Below are 18,591 nucleotides of genomic sequence, written 5' to 3' on the forward strand. Positions count from 1 at the left end.
CGAATTTATCTCACTATAGTGGTGCGGGCCCTGCGTGGGGGGTCTGTCTGATGGTTCAAGCATAAATAGGAGGCCACATGGCTGACAAAAAAGCGCAGTTGATCATCGAGGGCGCAGCCCCCGTCGAGCTGCCCATTTTAACCGGCACCGTTGGTCCCGATGTAATCGATGTTCGGAGCCTGACGGCCACGGGCCGCTTCACGTTCGACCCGGGTTTCATGTCGACCGCCTCGTGCGAGTCGAAAATCACCTATATCGACGGCGACAACGGCATTCTGCTGCACCGCGGCTACCCGATCGAACAGCTGGCTGAAAAGTCGGACTACCTGGAAACCTGCTACCTGCTGCTCAACGGCGAATTGCCGACGGCAGAACAGAAGGCCCAGTTCGTCAGCACCGTGAAAAACCACACCATGGTTCACGAGCAGCTGAAAACCTTCTTCAACGGTTTCCGTCGCGACGCCCACCCGATGGCCGTCATGTGCGGTGTAGTCGGCGCCCTCTCGGCCTTCTACCACGACTCCCTGGACATCAATAACCCGCAGCATCGCGAAATCTCCGCGATCCGTCTGGTTGCCAAGATGCCGACCCTGGCAGCGATGGTTTACAAGTACTCCATGGGCCAACCCATGATGTACCCGCGCAACGACCTGACGTACGCGGAAAACTTCCTGCACATGATGTTCAACACTCCGTGCGAGATCAAACCGATCAGCCCGGTGCTCGCCAAGGCCATGGACCGGATCTTCATCCTCCACGCCGACCACGAGCAGAACGCGTCGACCTCTACCGTGCGTCTGGCCGGTTCTTCGGGTGCCAACCCGTTCGCCTGTATCGCCGCCGGTATCGCCGCACTGTGGGGCCCTGCCCACGGCGGTGCGAACGAAGCCGTACTGACCATGCTCGATGAAATCGGCGATGTCTCGAACATCGACAAATTCATCGCCAAGGCCAAGGACAAGAACGATCCGTTCAAGCTGATGGGCTTCGGTCACCGCGTCTACAAGAACCGCGACCCTCGCGCGACTGTAATGAAGCAGACCTGCGACGAAGTATTGAAGGAACTGGGCATCAACAACGATCCGCAACTCGAACTGGCCATGCGCCTGGAAGAGATCGCCCTGACCGACCCGTACTTCATCGAACGCTCGCTGTACCCGAACGTCGACTTCTACTCGGGGATCATCCTCAAGGCGATCGGCATTCCGACCAGCATGTTCACTGTGATCTTCGCCCTGGCACGTACTGTTGGCTGGATTTCGCACTGGAAGGAAATGCTCTCGAGCCCGTACAAGATTGGCCGTCCGCGCCAGCTGTACACGGGTTATGAGTCGCGCGACATCATCAAGCTGGAAGACCGTAAGTAAGGGCTTCTTGTTTTGATGATTTAGTGGTGTGTCAGGAACGGCCTCTTATATAGAGGCCGTTTTTGTTTGGGGGGGGGTGGGGGCATATCCGTTGCTGCGGGTGTTGCCGCTGGCGGTTTCACTCTTACAGCGAGTCCCTTTTTCAAACGCCGGAGTGCCGGCCCAGCAAAAAGGAACCAAAAGGCTTTGCCCCGGCGTTCGGCCCCTCGCTGGGGCTCGGGGTTCCTTCGTTACGGAATCGATCCGGGCGCAGCGGCTACGGTTTGCTTCGCTGCACCTCCTTCCGCTGTGTACGACTGCGTCGTACGGTCGCTACGCTCCCACGCCCGGATCAATCCCTTCACTCAGCCTGCCGAAGGGGCAAAAGAGCGAGAGCAAGAGCAAGAGCAAAATCAAAAGCCCCTCACCCTAGCCCTCTCCCGGAGGGAGAGGGAACTGACCGTGGTGGATGTGGGAGATATGCCGACGTGAAATACCGAGTCGAGCGCACAATTGGAAAAGCCCACAAATCGGCCCCCTCTCCCTCGGGGGTGTATGTACCGGAGACATGGTAGACACATGTTCGGAGACATGGTGGACGGTTTAGATCTTCTTACCTGCCGTCACGATCTGCAAGTTCAAGTCGATTCGGGCGATACGATGTCTACTCCAGTAGACATCGTGGATGCCGTCTTCCATCGTTTCCCGGATAGCAACTGATCTCCCGTGAAACGCCTTTCCGACCGCGTATTCACGATTCCCCCAGTAAATCTCGCCCTTCGCCTGAACCTTCCTGACCACATCACCCTCGTCGTACTCCGGGGCCGCAGGTTGCTCCTGATATTCCCGTGAGCTGCTGCTGTAACGAGTAGCGGGAACCTGCATGTCCAGCGCTTGATGCGGGCGCTTCTGGTTGTATATATCACGCCAGATATCAAACGCCCGTTGCGCGTCGTTGAGATCGATAAAGTGCCGGTCTCGCAGGACTTCATTTTTCAGGCTGCGGTGGAAGCGTTCCAGCTTTCCTTGGGTTTGCGGATGATAAGGACGAGAGTGGCCGACCTTGATGCCTTGGCTCATCAGCCAGACCTCCAGCGCGGTATAAACGCCCGTCTGGTCACCCCAGGGCGAACCGTTGTCCATCGTCATGCGCAAAGGCAGGCCATGACGCTGAAAGACCCGGATTAGATGCTCCTGGACGGTTTCACGCTGCTCATTGATGCATGCCGCGATGCACAGCGAAAACCGTGAATGATCGTCCAATATCGTCAACGGATGGCAACGCCCCCGAGCCAGGCTGATATGCCCCTTGAAGTCCATCTGCCAAAGATCATTGGGCGCTTCATGCTCGAACCGGATAAACGGTTTGATCTCAGCGGCCTTTGGATCAATGCGCGAATGACGCTGCAAAACCGCATGCACAGTACTGACAGAAGGCATCACTGCGCCGCTGTTTTCCAGCACGCGCTTGAGCTTGCGAGCGCCCCAAGCCGCGTACTCCTGACTCGCGGTCAGAATCTGCTGCTCAACCTCATCAGCGCAGCGTTTGGGTGATGTTTTGGGTCGTCGAGACTGATTGATCAATCCCTCTGCACCTGAGGTTTCAAACCTCTTGAGCCATTTGTAGGCAGTGTTTGGGCTGATATTGAATCGGCGGCAAAGCTGCCGAACATTGGCTCCTTCTTTCCGAGCCAAAAGTACAAATTCTGTACGAAGCTGCACGGTGGACACCTCTTCCCAAGACACAGGCCATCTCCTTCGCGATGAGCAATGTGTCTATTTAAAAGTGTCCACCATGTCTCCGAACATGTGTCTACCATGTGTCCGGTACATACAGGGAGAGGGCTGGGGTGAGGGGCAGCCACACCACAAATCCCAAGCCAACCACCCGCTTCTAACCACTCAACAATGAGCGTTAGCTCGAGTGCTCTTGATCTTGCCTCACCGGCGACGTCGGAAGGCTGAGCGCAGGGATTGATCCGGGGGTGGGAGCGCAGCGACCGTCTGGCGCAGCCAGACACAGCGGAAGGAGGTGCAGCGCAGCAAACCGTAGCCGCTGCGCCCGGATCGATCCCGGAGCGAAGGGACCCGAGCCTGCGAGGGCCGTACGTAGGAGCAAGCGTTTTTTTGCTTACTTTTTTTAGGCGTTTGTAAAAAAAGTGAGTCGCCGTAAGGGCGAAACCCTAAGCAGCCGTTACCGCAGCAACGGATATACACCAAAACAACCAATAACCGCCCACAAAAAAATGCCCCAATCTCTCGATCAGGGCACTCTCTTACAGCTTGCAGCTTGCAGCTAAAAACCGCTCTTTAGTGCGAAACCGCCCCACTCGCCCCCAACCCAGTCTGCGAACGCACAAACTGCGGGAAGAACAGCGCCCGCTCGTTGTCCGCCGCCGCCGACTTGTCAGTGATCGAGAAGAACCAGATCCCGATAAAGGCAATGATCATCGAAAACAGCGCCGGGTACTCGTAAGGGAAGATCGCCTTCTCATGATGCAGAATCTGCACCCAGATGGTCGGGCCAAGAATCATCAGACCCACCGCACTGATCAGCCCCAACCAGCCGCCGATCATCGCACCGCGCGTGGTCAGCTTCTTCCAGTACATCGAAAGCAGCAGCACCGGGAAGTTGCAACTGGCCGCGATCGAGAACGCCAGACCGACCATGAACGCAATGTTCTGGCTTTCGAACAGAATGCCCAGACCGATCGCCAGCACCGCCAGAGCGATGGTGGTGATCTTCGACACGCGAATTTCATCCTTCTCGTTGGCCTTGCCCTTCTTGATCACGCTGGCGTACAGGTCGTGAGACACCGCCGAAGCACCCGCCAGCGTCAGGCCAGCCACCACAGCGAGAATGGTTGCGAACGCTACCGCCGAGATGAAGCCAAGGAAGATGCTGCCCCCGACCGCGTTGGCCAGGTGCACCGCCGCCATGTTGTTGCCACCGAGCAAGGCGCCCGCTGCATCTTTAAAGGCAGGGTTGGTGCTGACCAGCAGGATCGCGCCAAAGCCGATGATGAAGGTCAGGATGTAGAAGTAACCGATGAAACCGGTCGCGTAGAGCACGCTCTTGCGGGCTTCTTTCGCGTCACTCACGGTGAAGAAGCGCATCAGAATGTGTGGCAGGCCAGCGGTGCCGAACATCAGCGCCAGACCCAGCGAGAACGCCGAAATCGGATCCTTGACCAGACCGCCCGGGCTCATGATCGCTTCGCCCTTGGCGTGAACCTTGATCGCTTCGGAGAACAGCGTGTTGAAATCGAAGCCAACGTGCTTCATGACCATCAGCGCCATGAACGAGGCACCGGACAGCAGCAGCACAGCCTTGATGATCTGCACCCAAGTGGTCGCCAGCATGCCGCCGAACAGCACGTACATGCACATCAGCACACCGACCAGGATCACCGCAACGTGGTAATCAAGGCCGAACAGCAGCTGGATCAGCTTGCCGGCACCTACCATTTGCGCGATCAGGTAGAACGCCACCACCACCAGCGAACCGCAGGCCGACAGGGTGCGAATCTGGGTTTGCCCAAGGCGATAGGACGCCACATCGGCAAAGGTGTATTTACCCAGGTTCCGCAGACGCTCGGCGATCAGGAACAGAATGATCGGCCAGCCCACCAGGAAGCCGATCGAGTAGATCAGGCCATCGTAGCCGGAGGTGAACACCAGCGCGGAAATCCCCAAAAAGGACGCCGCCGACATGTAGTCACCGGCAATCGCCAGACCGTTCTGGAAACCGGTGATCTTGCCGCCCGCCGCGTAATAATCGGCGGCCGAGTTGTTTTTCTTCGAAGCCCAGTAGGTGATGTACAGCGTCGCGCCGACGAAAGCCACGAACATCAGGATCGCCGGGATGTTCAGCGGTTGTTTGGCCACGGCACCGGTCAGGGCATCAGCGGCCCAGGCGCCGGGCGCGAACGCGGCAACGCTTAATAAAGCAAGTAGACGCCGGATCATTGCTGAGCCTCCTTGAGAATCGCATTGTTCAGGTCGTCGAACTCGCCATTGGCGCGGCGCACGTAAATGCCGGTCAGGACGAAGGCCGAAAGGATCAGGCCGACACCGATCGGGATGCCCCAGGTAATCGAAGATTCCGGACTGAGTTTCGCCCCGAGCACATGCGGCCCGTACGCGATCAGCAGGATGAATGCGGAGTACAGCCCAAGCATGATTGCCGAGAGAATCCAGGCGAATCGTTCCCTTTTCTTGACCAGCTCCTTGAATCGGGGACTGTTTTGAATCGAGAGGTAAATGCTGTCGTTCATTGTTTTTATCCTCGCAGCACAGATTATTGTTGGAACGTAGCTAATGTATGCGGCTGCGAGAGAGGTTCCAGACGACCTTAGTAGTAGATGGCCATGACGTATTCGCCATTTTCAAGCAAACACAAAAACCTGTGGGAGCTGGCTTGCCAGCGATGGCGTCGTTTCAGTCAACTGATTAGTCAACTGACAGATCGCTATCGCGGGCAAGCCCGCTCCCACAGGGTTTGCGGTGATCCGAAGCTATTTGCGGTTATTTGGTCCAGTCAGCCACACGATCCGGGTGTTTGGCCACCCAGTCCTTGGCCGCTGCATCAGGCTTGGCACCATCCTGGATCGCCAGCATGACTTCGCCGATTTCGTCTTTCGACGCCCACTGGAAGTTCTTCAGGAATTTCGCCACTTCCGGGGCCTTGGCTTCGAGGCCTTTGCTGCCGATGCTGTTGACGGTTTCAGCCTGGCCATACACACCTTTCGGGTCGTCGAGGAAGCGCAGTTTCCACTTGGCGAACATCCAGTGCGGCACCCAACCGGTGACGGCGATGGACTCGTTTTTCTTCTCGGCGCGGGTCAGCTCGGCAATCATGCCGGCGCCGGAACTGGCCTTGAGGCTGTACTTGTCGAGACCGTAATCCTTGATCGCCTGGTCGGTCTTGAGCATCACGCCTGAACCGGCATCGATGCCGACGATGCGGTTCTTGAAAGTGTCATCGGTTTTCAGGTCTTCAATCGATTTGGCTTTGACGTACTCAGGCACGATCAGGCCGATTTTTGCATCCTTGAAGTTCGGGCCGTAATCGACGACCTGATCCTTGTTCTTGGTCCAGTAATCGCCGTGGGTCACCGGCAGCCAGGCCGACAGCATGGCGTCGAGCTTACCGGTCGCCACGCCCTGCCACATGATCCCGGTGGCAACGGCTTGCAGCTTCACGTCGTAACCGAGTTTCTGCTTGATCACTTCGGCCGCCACATGGGTGGTCGCGACGCTGTCGGACCAGCCGTCAACGTAACCGATGTTCAGGGTCTGTTTTTCAGCGTTGGCGAAACTGGAACTCATCGCAAGCGCCAGCACGGCACCTGCGCCTAAAAGTCGTCGCATCTTCATCGTTTACTTCCCCGAAATGCTGCGCCCGACGGATGTCGGGCATCGTCAACGTATTGTTATGGTGCACGGCGCCCCCATCACGCCGGACCTCACACACCGAACATCAGCCGATTTTTCAAAAAGGGTACTGATGGTTCGATCATCAACCTCAAGCGGCCCGCGACCTGCTCTGTCAGCGACCTCAAGGCAACGAGAAACGACATCAGAACGCCATTAATCGCACCTGAATAATTGACGCCAGACAATCCGCCCGAACTTTGCATGTCTCAATCATGCGGCTCACCAACCCCTCTATAAATGCAGGTAACATGCGTCGCTTTGCAGCCACTCGGCCTGACCATGACCGCGACGTCCCGTTTTCCTTTTCTGCCCTATCTGTTCGCCTGCCTGCTCGGCGTGTTTGCCCTCGGTGGCTTCTGGTTCGGGCTCGGCCAAGCGGTAATCCTGCCGGACGCGGCCACCCCGACGCACAAGCTGCAATGCGCCTCCTATACGCCGTTCGATAAAGACCAGTCGCCCTTTGACGTGCCGTTCAAGTTGCGCCCGGAGCGCATGGACGCCGACCTCGCGCTGCTGGCAACGCGTTTCGAGTGCATTCGTACCTATTCGATGACCGGCCTCGAAGCGCTGCCGGAGCTGGCGCGCAAGCACGGGCTGAAACTGATGATCGGCGCCTGGGTCAACAGCAACCCGGTGGATACCGAGCAGGAAGTCGAGCTGCTGATCAAATCGGCCAACGCCAACCCCGATGTGGTGACAGCGGTGATCGTCGGCAACGAGGCGCTGCTGCGCAAAGAGGTGACCGGCGCGCAACTGGCCCGGTTGATCAACAAGGTCAAAAGCCAGGTCAGGCAGCCGGTCACTTACGCCGATGTCTGGGACTTCTGGCTCAAGCACCCGGAAGTCGCGCCGGCGGTGGATTTCCTGACCATTCATTTACTGCCGTACTGGGAAGATGATCCGTCGAACATCGACGTGGCGCTGCAGCATGTCGCGGATGTCCGTCAGGTGTTCGGCAACAAGTTCGCACCCAAGGACGTGATGATCGGCGAAACCGGCTGGCCGAGCGAAGGCCGCCAGCGTGAGACTGCGGTGCCGAGCCGGGTCAACGAAGCGAAGTTCATTCGCGGGTTCGTGGCGATGGCCGAGAAGGAAGGCTGGCGATACAACCTGATCGAAGCCTTTGATCAACCGTGGAAACGCGGCAGCGAAGGCGCGGTCGGCGGCTATTGGGGCTTGTTCGATGCCGATCGCCAGGACAAGGGCGTGCTCGCCGGGCCGGTGAGCAATGTACCGTACTGGAAGGAGTGGCTGGCGGTTAGTGGTTTGATTTTTCTCGGCACGCTGATGCTTGGCGGTCGCGTTCGGACCACGCGTTCGGCGCTGCTGTTACCGTTGCTGGGCGCCCTCGCCGCTTGCTCGATGGGCGCCTGGGGTGATCTGGCGCGAGTGACCACGCGGTTTGCCAGTGAATGGCTGTGGGTCGGTTTGCTGACGCTGTTGAATCTGTTGGTGCTGGCGCACGCTGCGCTGACCTTGAGCGCGCGCGCGGGCTGGCGTGGGCGTGCTTTCGAATGGTTTGAGCGGCACGCTGGCTGGCTGGTCGCGGCCGCCGGTTTTGCTGCGGCGGTGATGATGCTGGAAATGGTCTTCGATCCGCGTTATCGCAGCTTTGCCAGCATGGCGTTCGTGCTGCCGGCGCTGGTTTATGTGTGCCGGCCGGTGAGCGTGCCGCGCAGGGAGATTGCCTTGCTGACCTTTATGGTGGGTGCGGGGATTGCGCCGCAGCTGTATCAGGAAGGGTTGTTGAATCAGCAGGCGTGGGGTTGGGCGTTGGTCAGTGTATTAATGGTGGCGGCGTTGTGGCGCTGCCTGCGGGTTCGCAACACTTAAGCTTCATTGGCTGAAATGTCCCATCGCGAGCAGGCTCACTCCTACAATTGGAATGCGTACCCCTTGTAGGAGTGAGCCTGCTCGCGATGACTGACTGTCAGGCGCCGCGGGACTCACGGACCAGGCGCAACCCGCCAATCACCACGGCAAACACCGCCAACGTGGTGTTGTACAACGCCAGCGCTGGCAAGCCGATCACCAGCGTCAGCACCGCCAGCCACCACCCTGCCCGTCCCGGCACAACGAAGCCGATCAGCGCCGCAGCGAGCGCCGCCCAGCCCAATACCTTGAAATGGATCATCAGCCCGAGGTTGGAGCGCACCACGCATTCCCAACGGCTGGCCTCGTCGACGCAGATGCCGACCCACTGGCCGTCTTCCATAAAGCCATAACGCGCGGCATAACTGGCCGCCAGCCACAACGGCAACAGCATGAGCAGCACAATCACGGGCAAGCGGCGGGACATGGAGCACTCCAATCTGTGGAAATCGGCGGCCAGCTTAATCTGCCGCCCTGCATACGCAAGCGCTAACAACACTTAACTGTTCATTCGGGCCGTGCAAAGTGTATCGTCCAGCTACTATTACTCCGAATTCCGCCTGTTTGGTGCCGCAGCATGGCACTTTGGCGCAAGCCCGGTGGTCATAGCCTGCGAACTTCATTCGGCACCTTCCTCTAAGGGATCTAGTCATGCTCCGTTCCTTGCGCTTCGCCGCGCTGTTCAGCGGCCTTATTTTGAGTGCGTCCGCACTGGCGGTGGATATCGACGCCGCCAGTTATGGCTACCCCCTGACCAATCCGTTCGAGGCGACCATCGCCACGACGCCGCCGGACCTGCGCCCTGAACTGCCGCTCGATGACGACATTACCCAGTCGGATCGCAGCGTCACCCTGCGCCCGGAACGCGAGTTCATCCTGCCGGACAATTTCTGGGCAGTGAAAAAGCTCACTTATCGCATCGCCACGCAAGACAAACCGGCACCGCTGATTTTCCTGATTGCCGGCACCGGTGCGCGGTATGACAGCACGCTCAACGAATACCTGAAAAAGCTCTATTACAAGGCCGGCTACCACGTTGTGCAGTTGTCGTCGCCAACCAGCTTCGACTTCATCAGCGCCGCTTCACGTTTCGCCACACCGGGCGTGACCAAGGAAGACGCCGAAGACATGTACCGGGTGATGCAGGCCGTGCGGGCGCAGAACCCGAAGCTGCCGGTGACCGAGTACTACCTCACCGGTTACAGCCTCGGCGCCCTCGATGCCGCCTTCGTTGCGCATCTGGACGAGACGCGTCGCAGCTTCAACTTCAAGAAAGTGTTGCTGCTCAACCCGCCGGTCAACCTGTATACCTCGGTAACCAACCTCGACAAGCTGGTGCAGACCGAAGTCAAAGGCATCAACAGCAGCACCACCTTTTATGAACTGGTGTTGACCAAGCTGACCCGCTACTTCCAGCAAAAAGGCTACATCGACCTCAATGACGCGCTGCTTTATGACTTCCAACAGTCCAAGCAGCACCTGACCAACGAGCAGATGGCGATGCTGATCGGCACGTCGTTCCGCTTCTCGGCGGCCGACATCGCGTTCACGTCAGACCTGATCAACCGTCGCGGCCTGATCACCCCGCCAAAATTCCCGATCACTGAAGGCACCAGCCTCACGCCGTTCCTCAAGCGTGCGCTGCAGTGCGATTTCGACTGCTACATCACCGAGCAGGTGATTCCGATGTGGCGCGCGCGCACCGACGGCGGCAGCCTGCTGCAACTGATCGATCAGGTCAGCCTGTACGCGCTGAAAGATTACCTGCAAGCCAGCCCGAAAATCGCCGTGATGCACAACGCCGACGACGTGATCCTCGGCCCGGGCGACCTCGGTTTCCTGCGCAAGACCTTCGGTGATCGCCTGACCCTTTACCCACTGGGCGGCCACTGCGGCAACCTTAACTACCGCGTCAACAGCGACGCCATGCTGGAGTTCTTCCGTGGCTAAATATCTCCTGCTGATTACAGCGCTCCTCTGTGCAGGCGTGGCCCAGGCCGACAACAGCAAAGCCAACGCGCCGGTAGTGGTCGACAGCGACGGCTTCAAGGAACCGCTGACCAAACTGAAATTCAACCCGGGCCTGGACCAGCGCGAGTTCGAGCGCTCGACGCTCAACGCGCTGAACGTCTACGACCCGCTGGAGTCGTGGAACCGTCGGGTTTACCACTTCAACTATCGCTTCGACCAATGGGTGTTCCTGCCGGTGGTCGATGGCTACCGCTACATCACCCCAAGCTTCGTGCGCACCGGGGTGAGCAACTTCTTCAACAACCTCGGTGACGTGCCGAACCTGGTCAACAGCCTGTTGCAGTTCAAGGGCCAGCGTTCGATGGAAACCACCGCGCGCTTGCTGCTCAACACCACCATCGGCATCGCCGGTCTGTGGGACCCGGCCACCGCCATGGGCCTGCCGCGCCAGAGCGAAGATTTCGGTCAGACGTTGGGCTTCTACGGTGTACCGGGCGGCGCCTACTTCGTACTGCCGATCCTCGGCCCGTCGAACATCCGTGACACTGCGGGCCTCGCCGTGGACTACACCGCCGAATCGGCGATCAACTTCCTCAACGTCTCGGAAGTCAGCTCCAACCACCCGGAAGTCTGGGCTTTGCGTGCGGTCGACAAGCGCTACCAGACCAGCTTCCGCTACGGCCAGATGAACTCGCCGTTCGAGTATGAGAAGGTGCGTTACGTCTACACCGAGGCGCGCAAGCTGCAGGTGGCCGAGTAATTTCGGCGAGTACAAAAAAGGGCCATTCGATGCGAGTCGAATGGCCCTTTTTCATGACACAACACAAATCAAACTGTGGGAGCCAGCCTGCTGGCGATGAGGCCGTATCAGTTACAAAATTGACAACTGACAGACCGCAATCGCCAGCAGGCTGGCTCCCACAGGGTCAGCGATCAGCCTTTAACGGCGCGCCAGAGCTTGCCGACGACGGAAACCACCGCCAACACCACCGCACCGGCAATGATCCCCGCGACACCATTAAGCAACATCGGCACCGCAAACCCGGCGCTGCCTGCCGCTGCGCCCACGCCTTCGATCCAGTGATGCACCATCGGCACGCCGTGGGTGAGGATGCCGCCGCCAACCAGGAACATCGCCGCCGTACCGACCACCGACAGGGTTTTCATCATATACGGCGCGGCGCTGAGGATGACGCTGCCGGTTTTCTTCGCGAACTGGCCTGGCTTCTGCGTCAGCCACAAGCCGAGATCGTCGAGTTTGACGATACCCGCCACCAGCCCGTAAACGCCCACAGTCATGACGATGGCAATGCCGGACATGACAACCACCTGCTGAGTCAGCGAAGCATCCGCCACGGTACCGAGGGTGATCGCGATGATTTCTGCCGAGAGGATAAAGTCGGTGCGAATCGCGCCTTTGATCTTGTCCTTCTCATAGGCCACCAGATCGGTCGCCGGGTCCGCCACCGCCGCGGTCAACTGCGCATGCTCGGCCTCGTCTTCGGTCTTGCTGTGCAGAAATTTGTGCGCGAGCTTTTCGAAGCCCTCGAAGCACAGATAGGCACCGCCGACCATCAGCAGCGGCGTGACCAGCCACGGCACGAACGCACTGATCGCCAGCGCCGACGGCACCAGGATCAGTTTGTTGACGAACGAGCCCTTCGCCACGGCCCAGACCACGGGAATCTCGCGCTCGGCACGCACACCAGAGACCTGCTGGGCGTTGAGCGCCAGATCGTCACCGAGCACGCCGGCAGTCTTCTTGGCGGCCATTTTGGTCATCAACGCCACGTCATCCAGAACGGTGGCGATGTCGTCGATCAGCACCAGCAAACTGCTTCCTGCCATGAATCCTGTTTCCTTCTGTGTATTAATGTTGCGAAGCATAACGCGACCGCAGGCCGCGTGGTGCATTGTTGAGCGCCGCGCGAGGCCGGTGCTACCATGCGCAACCGCCAGAACAGGCAAGGAACCACCGGGTTTATGAGCACAATCCGCGAGCGCAACAAAGAACTGATCCTGCGTGCCGCCAGCGAGGAGTTTGCCGACAAGGGCTTCGCGGCGACCAAAACCAGCGACATCGCCGCCAAGGCGGGACTGCCCAAGCCCAACGTCTACTACTACTTCAAATCCAAGGAAAACCTCTACCGCGAGGTGTTGGAAAGCATCATCGAGCCGATTCTGCAGGCCTCGACACCGTTCAACCCGGACGGCGTGCCGAGCGAAGTGCTCAGCGGCTACATCCGCTCGAAGATCCGCATCTCCCGCGACCTGCCCTTCGCCTCCAAGGTGTTCGCCAGCGAAATCATGCACGGCGCGCCGCACCTGAACGCCGATCTGGTGGAACAACTGAACGCCCAGGCCAAGCACAACATCGCCTGCATCCAGAGCTGGATCGACCGCGGCCAGATCGCCCCGATCGACCCCAACCACCTGATGTTCAGCATCTGGGCCGCCACCCAGACCTACGCCGACTTCGACTGGCAGATTTCAGCGGTAACCGGCAAGGACAAGCTGGATGAGGCCGATTATGAAGCGGCCGCGCAGACGATTATCCGGTTGGTGTTGAAGGGGTGTGAGCCGGACTGATACACCGAGGCGCGACTATCGCTGGCAAGCCAGCTCCCACAGGTTTCTGTATTGAATTCAGGTTTAGCAAACAACACAAATCCCTGTGGGAGCTGGCTTGCCAGCGATAGGGGGCCACTCGATTCAAAAATTGTTAAAGCCAAACTGTATCCCACAGCGGATAGTCGCCAATCTTGTCGACCAGTCTTGCGCGCAAAGGGTTAGCTACGACATATCGCGCCATTTTCACCAGATCGTCCTCCCGCCGAAGTGCGCGGTCGTGGAACCCCTGCTGCCAAAGCGGCCCGTTTCTACCACTGGCAAGATTAACTTCGCGCGCAGTCAGAGACTTGGTCTCTCGCATCAGTTTGCGAAGTGAGCAGTTCTCCAGTTCAACGAGCCAATGAAAGTGATCCGGCATGACTACCCATGCCAATGATTTTGCCAACCCAAGACATTGCGCCCGCCGAAATTGATGAACCACCAATCTGCCCAATGCGAAATCTGCAAAGATCGGCTCGCGATTGAGTGTATTGGTTGCCAGCAAATAGATTCGATTAGGCTCGGCATAGCGGCCAACCCGCAGACGATGTGAAGCAGGGAGATCAGGCAATCCATTGCCCCTTCATGATGAGTTCATCAGAAGGCTAGACTTCAGTGATCCGTTTGGCTGGTTTGGTCTTTTTTCATGATGTGTCAGTCAGGCCGCCATCGCTGGCAAGCCAGCTCCCACAGTTTTTTGTATTGGTTACAAAATCTGACCACGACAAAGAACCATGTGGGAGCTGGCTTGCCAGCGATGACTATCGATCAGGCGCTAAAGATCAAGCCACTACCCCGCCATCCGCCCTCAAATCCAGCGCCTCCACCGCTTTGATCGCCACCTGCTCATCCACGTCCGACAAATCCCCACTGATCCCGATCGCCCCCAGCAACGCTCCCGCCTGATCGCGAATCAACACCCCGCCCGGTGCCGGGACGACGCTGCCGTGGCCCAGGCTGTTGAGGGCGGCAATGAAGGCCGGGCGTTGTTGTGCGTCCTCGGCCAGCAGGCGCGAGCCTTTGCCCAGGGCGATGGCGCCCCAGGCTTTGCCGATGGCGATGTTGGGGCGCAGCAGGCTGGCGCCGTCTTCGCGTTGCAGGGCGATCAGGTGGCCGCCGGTATCGAGTACCGCGATGGTCAGCGGTGCGGCGTTGATGCCGCGCCCGACGCTGATGGCTTTGCTGACCAGATTGACTGCGACTTTCAAGGTTAAAGCGCTCATGGTGCCGTCCTCATTTTGTTATAGGGAAAGTCGTGGGGCTGCGCGTTTCTGCCGCAGCCCGATGCCACAAATAGAACACAATGAATTATTTTTTTGTATACAATAATTCCCGAAAAGCGCCACATGCGACGAAAAGCCACACTCAGACGGGCTTCCGACGAATGAAACAGGCGCTTGAGAAAATGGATTGACCTGCGCCGTCCGCCGTGAATACACTCTGCGCAAAGCCACTTGTATACAATTACAAAACGTAAAGAGGCACAAAACCATGAGCAAAATGAGAGCAATCGAAGCCGCCGTTCTGGTGATGCGCCGTGAAGGGGTTGATACCGCTTTTGGCATCCCGGGCGCAGCGATCAACCCGCTGTACTCCGCCTTGCAGAAGGTTGGTGGCATCGATCACGTCCTTGCTCGCCACGTTGAAGGCGCCTCGCACATGGCCGAGGGCTACACCCGCACCAAGGCCGGCAATATCGGCGTGTGCATCGGCACGTCCGGCCCGGCCGGTACCGATATGGTCACCGGGCTTTACAGCGCCTCGGCCGACTCGATTCCAATCCTTTGCATCACCGGTCAGGCACCCCGCGCCCGTATGCACAAGGAAGACTTCCAGGCGGTCGACATCACCAGCATCGTCAAGCCAGTGACCAAGTGGGCGACCACCGTTCTCGAACCGGGCCAGGTGCCTTACGCGTTTCAGAAAGCCTTCTATGAAATGCGCTCCGGCCGCCCAGGCCCGGTGCTGATCGACCTGCCATTCGATGTGCAGATGGCCGAGATCGAATTCGACATCGACGCTTATCAGCCGCTGCCATTGGCCAAACCGACCGCCACCCGCGTGCAGGTCGAGAAGGCTCTGGCCTTGCTGGATCAGGCCGAGCGTCCATTGCTGGTCGCCGGTGGCGGCATCATCAACGCCGATGCCAGTGACCTGCTGGTGGAGTTCGCTGAGCTGACCGGCATTCCGGTGATCCCGACCCTGATGGGCTGGGGCACCATCCCGGACGATCACCCGCTGATGGTCGGCATGGTGGGTCTGCAGACGTCGCACCGCTACGGCAACGCGACCATGCTCAAATCCGACGTGGTGCTGGGTATCGGCAACCGTTGGGCCAACCGTCACACCGGTTCGGTCGACGTCTACACCGAAGGCCGCAAGTTCATTCACGTCGACATCGAAGGCACGCAGATCGGCCGTGTGTTCACGCCGGACCTGGGCATCGTCTCCGACGCCGCCGCTGCGCTGACCGTGTTCATCGAAGTCGCTCGTGAATGGCAAGCCGCCGGCAAGCTGAAGAACCGCAGCGCCTGGCTGCAGGATTGCCAGCAGCGCAAGGCCAGCCTGCACCGCAAGACCCACTTCGACAACGTGCCGGTCAAGCCGCAGCGCGTTTACGAAGAAATGAACCAGGTGTTCGGCAAGGACACCTGCTATGTCAGCACCATTGGTCTGTCGCAGATTGCCGGCGCGCAGTTCCTGCACGTCTACAAGCCGCGTCACTGGATCAACTGTGGTCAGGCCGGTCCGCTGGGCTGGACCATTCCGGCGGCGCTGGGCGTGGTGAAGGCCGATCCGAGCCGCAAAGTCGTAGCCCTGTCGGGGGACTATGATTTCCAGTTCATGATCGAAGAACTGGCGGTCGGCGCTCAGTTCAAACTGCCTTACATCCACGTTGTGGTGAACAACTCGTACCTGGGCCTTATCCGTCAGGCCCAGCGCGGGTTCGAAATGGACTACTGCGTGCAGCTGTCCTTCGATAACCTCAACGCACCGGAACTCAATGGTTACGGGGTTGACCACATCGCAGTTGCCGAAGGCCTCGGCTGTAAAGCGCTGCGAGTATTCGAACCGTCGGAAATCGCCCCGGCCCTGCGCAAGGCCGAACAGATGATCGAAGAGTTCAAGGTGCCGGTGATCGTCGAAATCATTCTGGAGCGTGTGACCAACATCTCCATGGGTACCGAGATCAACGCGGTCAACGAGTTTGAAGACCTGGCACTGGTCGGCAACGATGCGCCAACGGCGATTTCGTTGCTTGATTGATCGTAACTAGCCCCCTCTCCCTCCGGGAGAGGGCTGGGGTGAGGGAAAGGTTTTGCGGTGCTCGCAAAATTCGGATCAGACTCAGGATCCCCCTCACCCTAACCCTCTCCCCCAGGAGAGGGGACTGATCGCGTTCAGTCTGACCCACCGTGCCTCATCCGTTTTTAGGAGACCACCATGCCGCGTTTCGCAGCCAACCTGTCCATGCTGTTCACCGAACAGGATTTCCTTGCCCGTTTCGACGCCGCCGCCAAGGCCGGTTTCAGTGGTGTGGAATACCTGTTCCCGTACGACTTCAGCTCGGCTGAAATCAAGGCAAAACTCGATGCCAACGGTCTGACCCAAGTGCTGTTCAACCTGCCGGCCGGTGACTGGGCCAAGGGCGAGCGCGGGATTGCCTGCCTGCCGGACCGGGTAGAAGAGTTCCGCGCCGGGGTCGATCTGGCGATCGCCTACGCACAAGTGCTGGGCAACACCCAAATCAACTGCCTGGCCGGTATCCGTCCGCAGGGCGTCGACGATGCCACCGTGGAAAAGACCTTCGTCGCCAACCTCAAATACGCCGCCGACAAGCTGCAAGCGGTGGGCATCAAACTGGTGATGGAAGCGATCAACACCCGCGACATTCCCGGTTTCTACCTGAACAACACGGCGCAGGCCCTGTCGATTCGCGAGCAGGTCGGCAGCGCCAATCTGTTCCTGCAATACGACATCTATCACATGCAAATCATGGAAGGCGACCTGGCCCGCACCCTGCAATCGCACCTGGGCGAGATCAACCATGTGCAACTCGCGGACAACCCCGGGCGCAACGAACCGGGCACCGGCGAGATCAACTACCGCTTCCTGTTCGAACACCTCGACCGCATCGGTTATCAGGGTTGGGTCGGTTGCGAGTACAAGCCGCTGACCACCACCGAAGCTGGCCTCGGCTGGCTCAAGACCCACAACGCAATCTGACGCAAATCCCCTGTAGGAGTGAGCCTGCTCGCGATGAATTCACCTCGGTACACCTGATGTACCTCAGCGCCTGAATCGCGAGCAGGCTCACTCCTACATAAAGGCAACAGCTTCCCTTATTTGCTTGAGCAAGACAAAAACAAGAGGAATTTCTCATGGCTAAAATCGGATTCATCGGCACCGGCATCATGGGCCACCCAATGGCGGCGAACCTGCAGAAAGCCGGTCACAGTCTCTTCCTGTCGCAACACCACGACGCCGCGCCGGCCGACCTCGTCGCCGCAGGTGCCGTCGCGCTGGCCAATCCGCGCGAAGTGGCGCAGGAAGCTGAATTCATCATCGTCATGGTCCCGGATACCCCGCAGGTCGATGACGTGCTGTTCCGTGCCGACGGCGTTGCCGCCGGTATCGGCAAAGGCAAAGTCGTGATCGACATGAGCTCGATCTCCCCAACCGCAACCAAAGCGTTCGCGACGAAGATCAACGAAAAAGGCGCGCAGTACCTCGACGCGCCGGTGTCCGGCGGTGAAGTCGGCGCCAAAGCCGCAACCATGAGCATCATGGTCGGTGGCGACGCCGATGCCTTCGAACGCGCTCTGCCGTTGTTCCAGGCCATGGGCAAGAACATCACCCTGGTCGGTGGCAATGGCGACGGTCAGACCGCCAAGGTCGCCAACCAGATCATCGTGGCCCTGAACATTCAGGCCGTGGCGGAAGCGCTGCTGTTCGCCTCGAAGAACGGCGCCGATCCGGCCAAGGTGCGTGAAGCGCTGATGGGCGGTTTCGCCTCCTCGAAGATTCTTGAAGTGCACGGCGAGCGCATGATCAAAGGCACCTTCGATCCAGGCTTCCGCATCAGCCTGCACCAGAAGGACCTGAATCTGGCTCTGCAAGGCGCCAAAGAGCTGAACATCAACCTGCCGAACACCGCCAACGCCCAGCAAGTGTTCAGCACTTGCGCGGCCATCGGTGGCAGCAACTGGGACCACTCGGCGCTGATCAAGGGCCTGGAACACATGGCCAATTTCTCGATTCGCGACAAAAAATAATCTGTGCTTCTGGCTCGCTCCCTGTGGGAGCGGGCTTGCCCGCGATGGCATCAATGCGGTTTGCCTGAATGACCGCG

The 18,591-nt window shown here is 59.0% G+C and carries 16 protein-coding genes; 8 read left to right on the forward strand and 8 right to left on the reverse strand.

The window, feature by feature from the left end:
* Positions 1-77 precede the first annotated feature (77 nt).
* The gene (gene gltA, locus BLU24_RS20665) at positions 78-1,367 is read left to right on the forward strand and encodes a citrate synthase (RefSeq protein WP_093103347.1); all 1,290 of its coding nucleotides are present in this window, start codon (positions 78-80) and stop codon (positions 1,365-1,367) included.
* A gap of 582 nt (positions 1,368-1,949) precedes the next feature.
* On the opposite strand, the gene BLU24_RS20670 is transcribed toward gltA, so the two are convergent.
* The 4 genes from BLU24_RS20670 to BLU24_RS20685 all read right to left on the reverse strand — a co-directional run bounded on the left by BLU24_RS20670 (position 1,950) and on the right by BLU24_RS20685 (position 6,725).
* Positions 1,950-3,092 (reverse strand): IS481 family transposase, encoded by a 1,143-nt coding sequence (locus BLU24_RS20670; protein WP_093103282.1) that lies wholly within the window; start codon positions 3,090-3,092, stop codon positions 1,950-1,952.
* Positions 3,093-3,656: 564 nt separating this feature from the next.
* Complete coding sequence (locus BLU24_RS20675) at positions 3,657-5,315, reverse strand: cation acetate symporter (protein WP_042607583.1); 1,659 nt, start codon at positions 5,313-5,315, stop codon at positions 3,657-3,659.
* On the reverse strand, positions 5,312-5,623 hold the full coding sequence (locus BLU24_RS20680; protein WP_090282412.1) for a DUF485 domain-containing protein: 312 nt from the start codon (positions 5,621-5,623) through the stop codon (positions 5,312-5,314). Before BLU24_RS20680 ends, BLU24_RS20675 begins: the two co-directional genes overlap by 4 nt.
* A gap of 250 nt (positions 5,624-5,873) precedes the next feature.
* Positions 5,874-6,725, reverse strand: coding sequence for a glycine betaine ABC transporter substrate-binding protein (locus BLU24_RS20685; protein ID WP_090282411.1), 852 nt, complete (start codon positions 6,723-6,725; stop codon positions 5,874-5,876).
* 297 nt (positions 6,726-7,022) lie between these two features.
* Here BLU24_RS20685 and BLU24_RS20695 point away from each other — a divergent pair, with 297 nt between their 5' ends.
* Positions 7,023-8,618 (forward strand): glycoside hydrolase family 17 protein, encoded by a 1,596-nt coding sequence (locus BLU24_RS20695; protein ID WP_093103350.1) that lies wholly within the window; start codon positions 7,023-7,025, stop codon positions 8,616-8,618.
* 97 nt (positions 8,619-8,715) lie between these two features.
* Here BLU24_RS20695 and BLU24_RS20700 read toward each other — a convergent pair whose 3' ends face one another.
* Complete coding sequence (locus tag BLU24_RS20700; protein WP_093103352.1) at positions 8,716-9,084, reverse strand: hypothetical protein; 369 nt, start codon at positions 9,082-9,084, stop codon at positions 8,716-8,718.
* 224 nt (positions 9,085-9,308) lie between these two features.
* Here BLU24_RS20700 and BLU24_RS20705 point away from each other — a divergent pair, with 224 nt between their 5' ends.
* Together BLU24_RS20705 and BLU24_RS20710 are read left to right on the forward strand one after the other, a co-directional pair.
* A complete protein-coding gene (locus BLU24_RS20705; RefSeq protein ID WP_093103355.1) occupies positions 9,309-10,607 on the forward strand; it encodes a serine/threonine protein kinase in 1,299 nt (432 codons plus the stop codon).
* On the forward strand, positions 10,600-11,388 hold the full coding sequence (locus BLU24_RS20710; protein WP_090282407.1) for an MlaA family lipoprotein: 789 nt from the start codon (positions 10,600-10,602) through the stop codon (positions 11,386-11,388). The genes BLU24_RS20705 and BLU24_RS20710 overlap by 8 nt, the downstream gene beginning before the upstream one ends.
* Positions 11,389-11,561: 173 nt before the next feature.
* Here the strand turns inward: BLU24_RS20710 and BLU24_RS20715 are convergent, their stop codons facing one another.
* Positions 11,562-12,476 (reverse strand): DUF808 domain-containing protein, encoded by a 915-nt coding sequence (locus BLU24_RS20715; RefSeq protein WP_093103358.1) that lies wholly within the window; start codon positions 12,474-12,476, stop codon positions 11,562-11,564.
* A gap of 135 nt (positions 12,477-12,611) precedes the next feature.
* Between BLU24_RS20715 and BLU24_RS20720 the strand changes: the two genes are divergently transcribed.
* Positions 12,612-13,217, forward strand: a complete 606-nt coding sequence (locus tag BLU24_RS20720; protein WP_090282405.1) for a TetR/AcrR family transcriptional regulator — start codon at positions 12,612-12,614, stop codon at positions 13,215-13,217.
* Between the two features lie 133 nt (positions 13,218-13,350).
* Here BLU24_RS20720 and BLU24_RS20725 read toward each other — a convergent pair whose 3' ends face one another.
* Together BLU24_RS20725 and BLU24_RS20730 are read right to left on the reverse strand one after the other, a co-directional pair.
* Positions 13,351-13,809, reverse strand: coding sequence for an REP-associated tyrosine transposase (locus BLU24_RS20725; protein WP_093103361.1), 459 nt, complete (start codon positions 13,807-13,809; stop codon positions 13,351-13,353).
* Positions 13,810-14,020: 211 nt separating this feature from the next.
* Positions 14,021-14,461: a GlcG/HbpS family heme-binding protein gene (locus tag BLU24_RS20730; RefSeq protein ID WP_093103364.1), complete on the reverse strand. Its 441-nt coding sequence runs from the start codon at positions 14,459-14,461 to the stop codon at positions 14,021-14,023.
* Positions 14,462-14,729: 268 nt separating this feature from the next.
* Here BLU24_RS20730 and gcl point away from each other — a divergent pair, with 268 nt between their 5' ends.
* The 3 genes from gcl (at position 14,730) to BLU24_RS20745 (ending at position 18,514) form a co-directional block, all read left to right on the forward strand.
* On the forward strand, positions 14,730-16,505 hold the full coding sequence (gcl, locus tag BLU24_RS20735) for a glyoxylate carboligase (protein ID WP_041479607.1): 1,776 nt from the start codon (positions 14,730-14,732) through the stop codon (positions 16,503-16,505).
* A gap of 177 nt (positions 16,506-16,682) precedes the next feature.
* Entirely contained in the window at positions 16,683-17,465 is a 783-nt protein-coding gene (gene hyi, locus BLU24_RS20740; protein ID WP_093103367.1) for a hydroxypyruvate isomerase, read from the forward strand.
* 155 nt (positions 17,466-17,620) lie between these two features.
* Positions 17,621-18,514 carry a 2-hydroxy-3-oxopropionate reductase gene (locus BLU24_RS20745; RefSeq protein WP_093103370.1) on the forward strand — a complete coding sequence of 298 codons (894 nt, stop codon included), beginning with the start codon at positions 17,621-17,623 and terminating at the stop codon, positions 18,512-18,514.
* Positions 18,515-18,591 lie beyond the last annotated feature (77 nt).

This window comes from Pseudomonas sp. Z003-0.4C(8344-21), from assembly GCF_900104975.1.
In the GTDB taxonomy this organism is placed as follows: Bacteria; Pseudomonadota; Gammaproteobacteria; order Pseudomonadales; family Pseudomonadaceae; genus Aquipseudomonas; species Aquipseudomonas granadensis.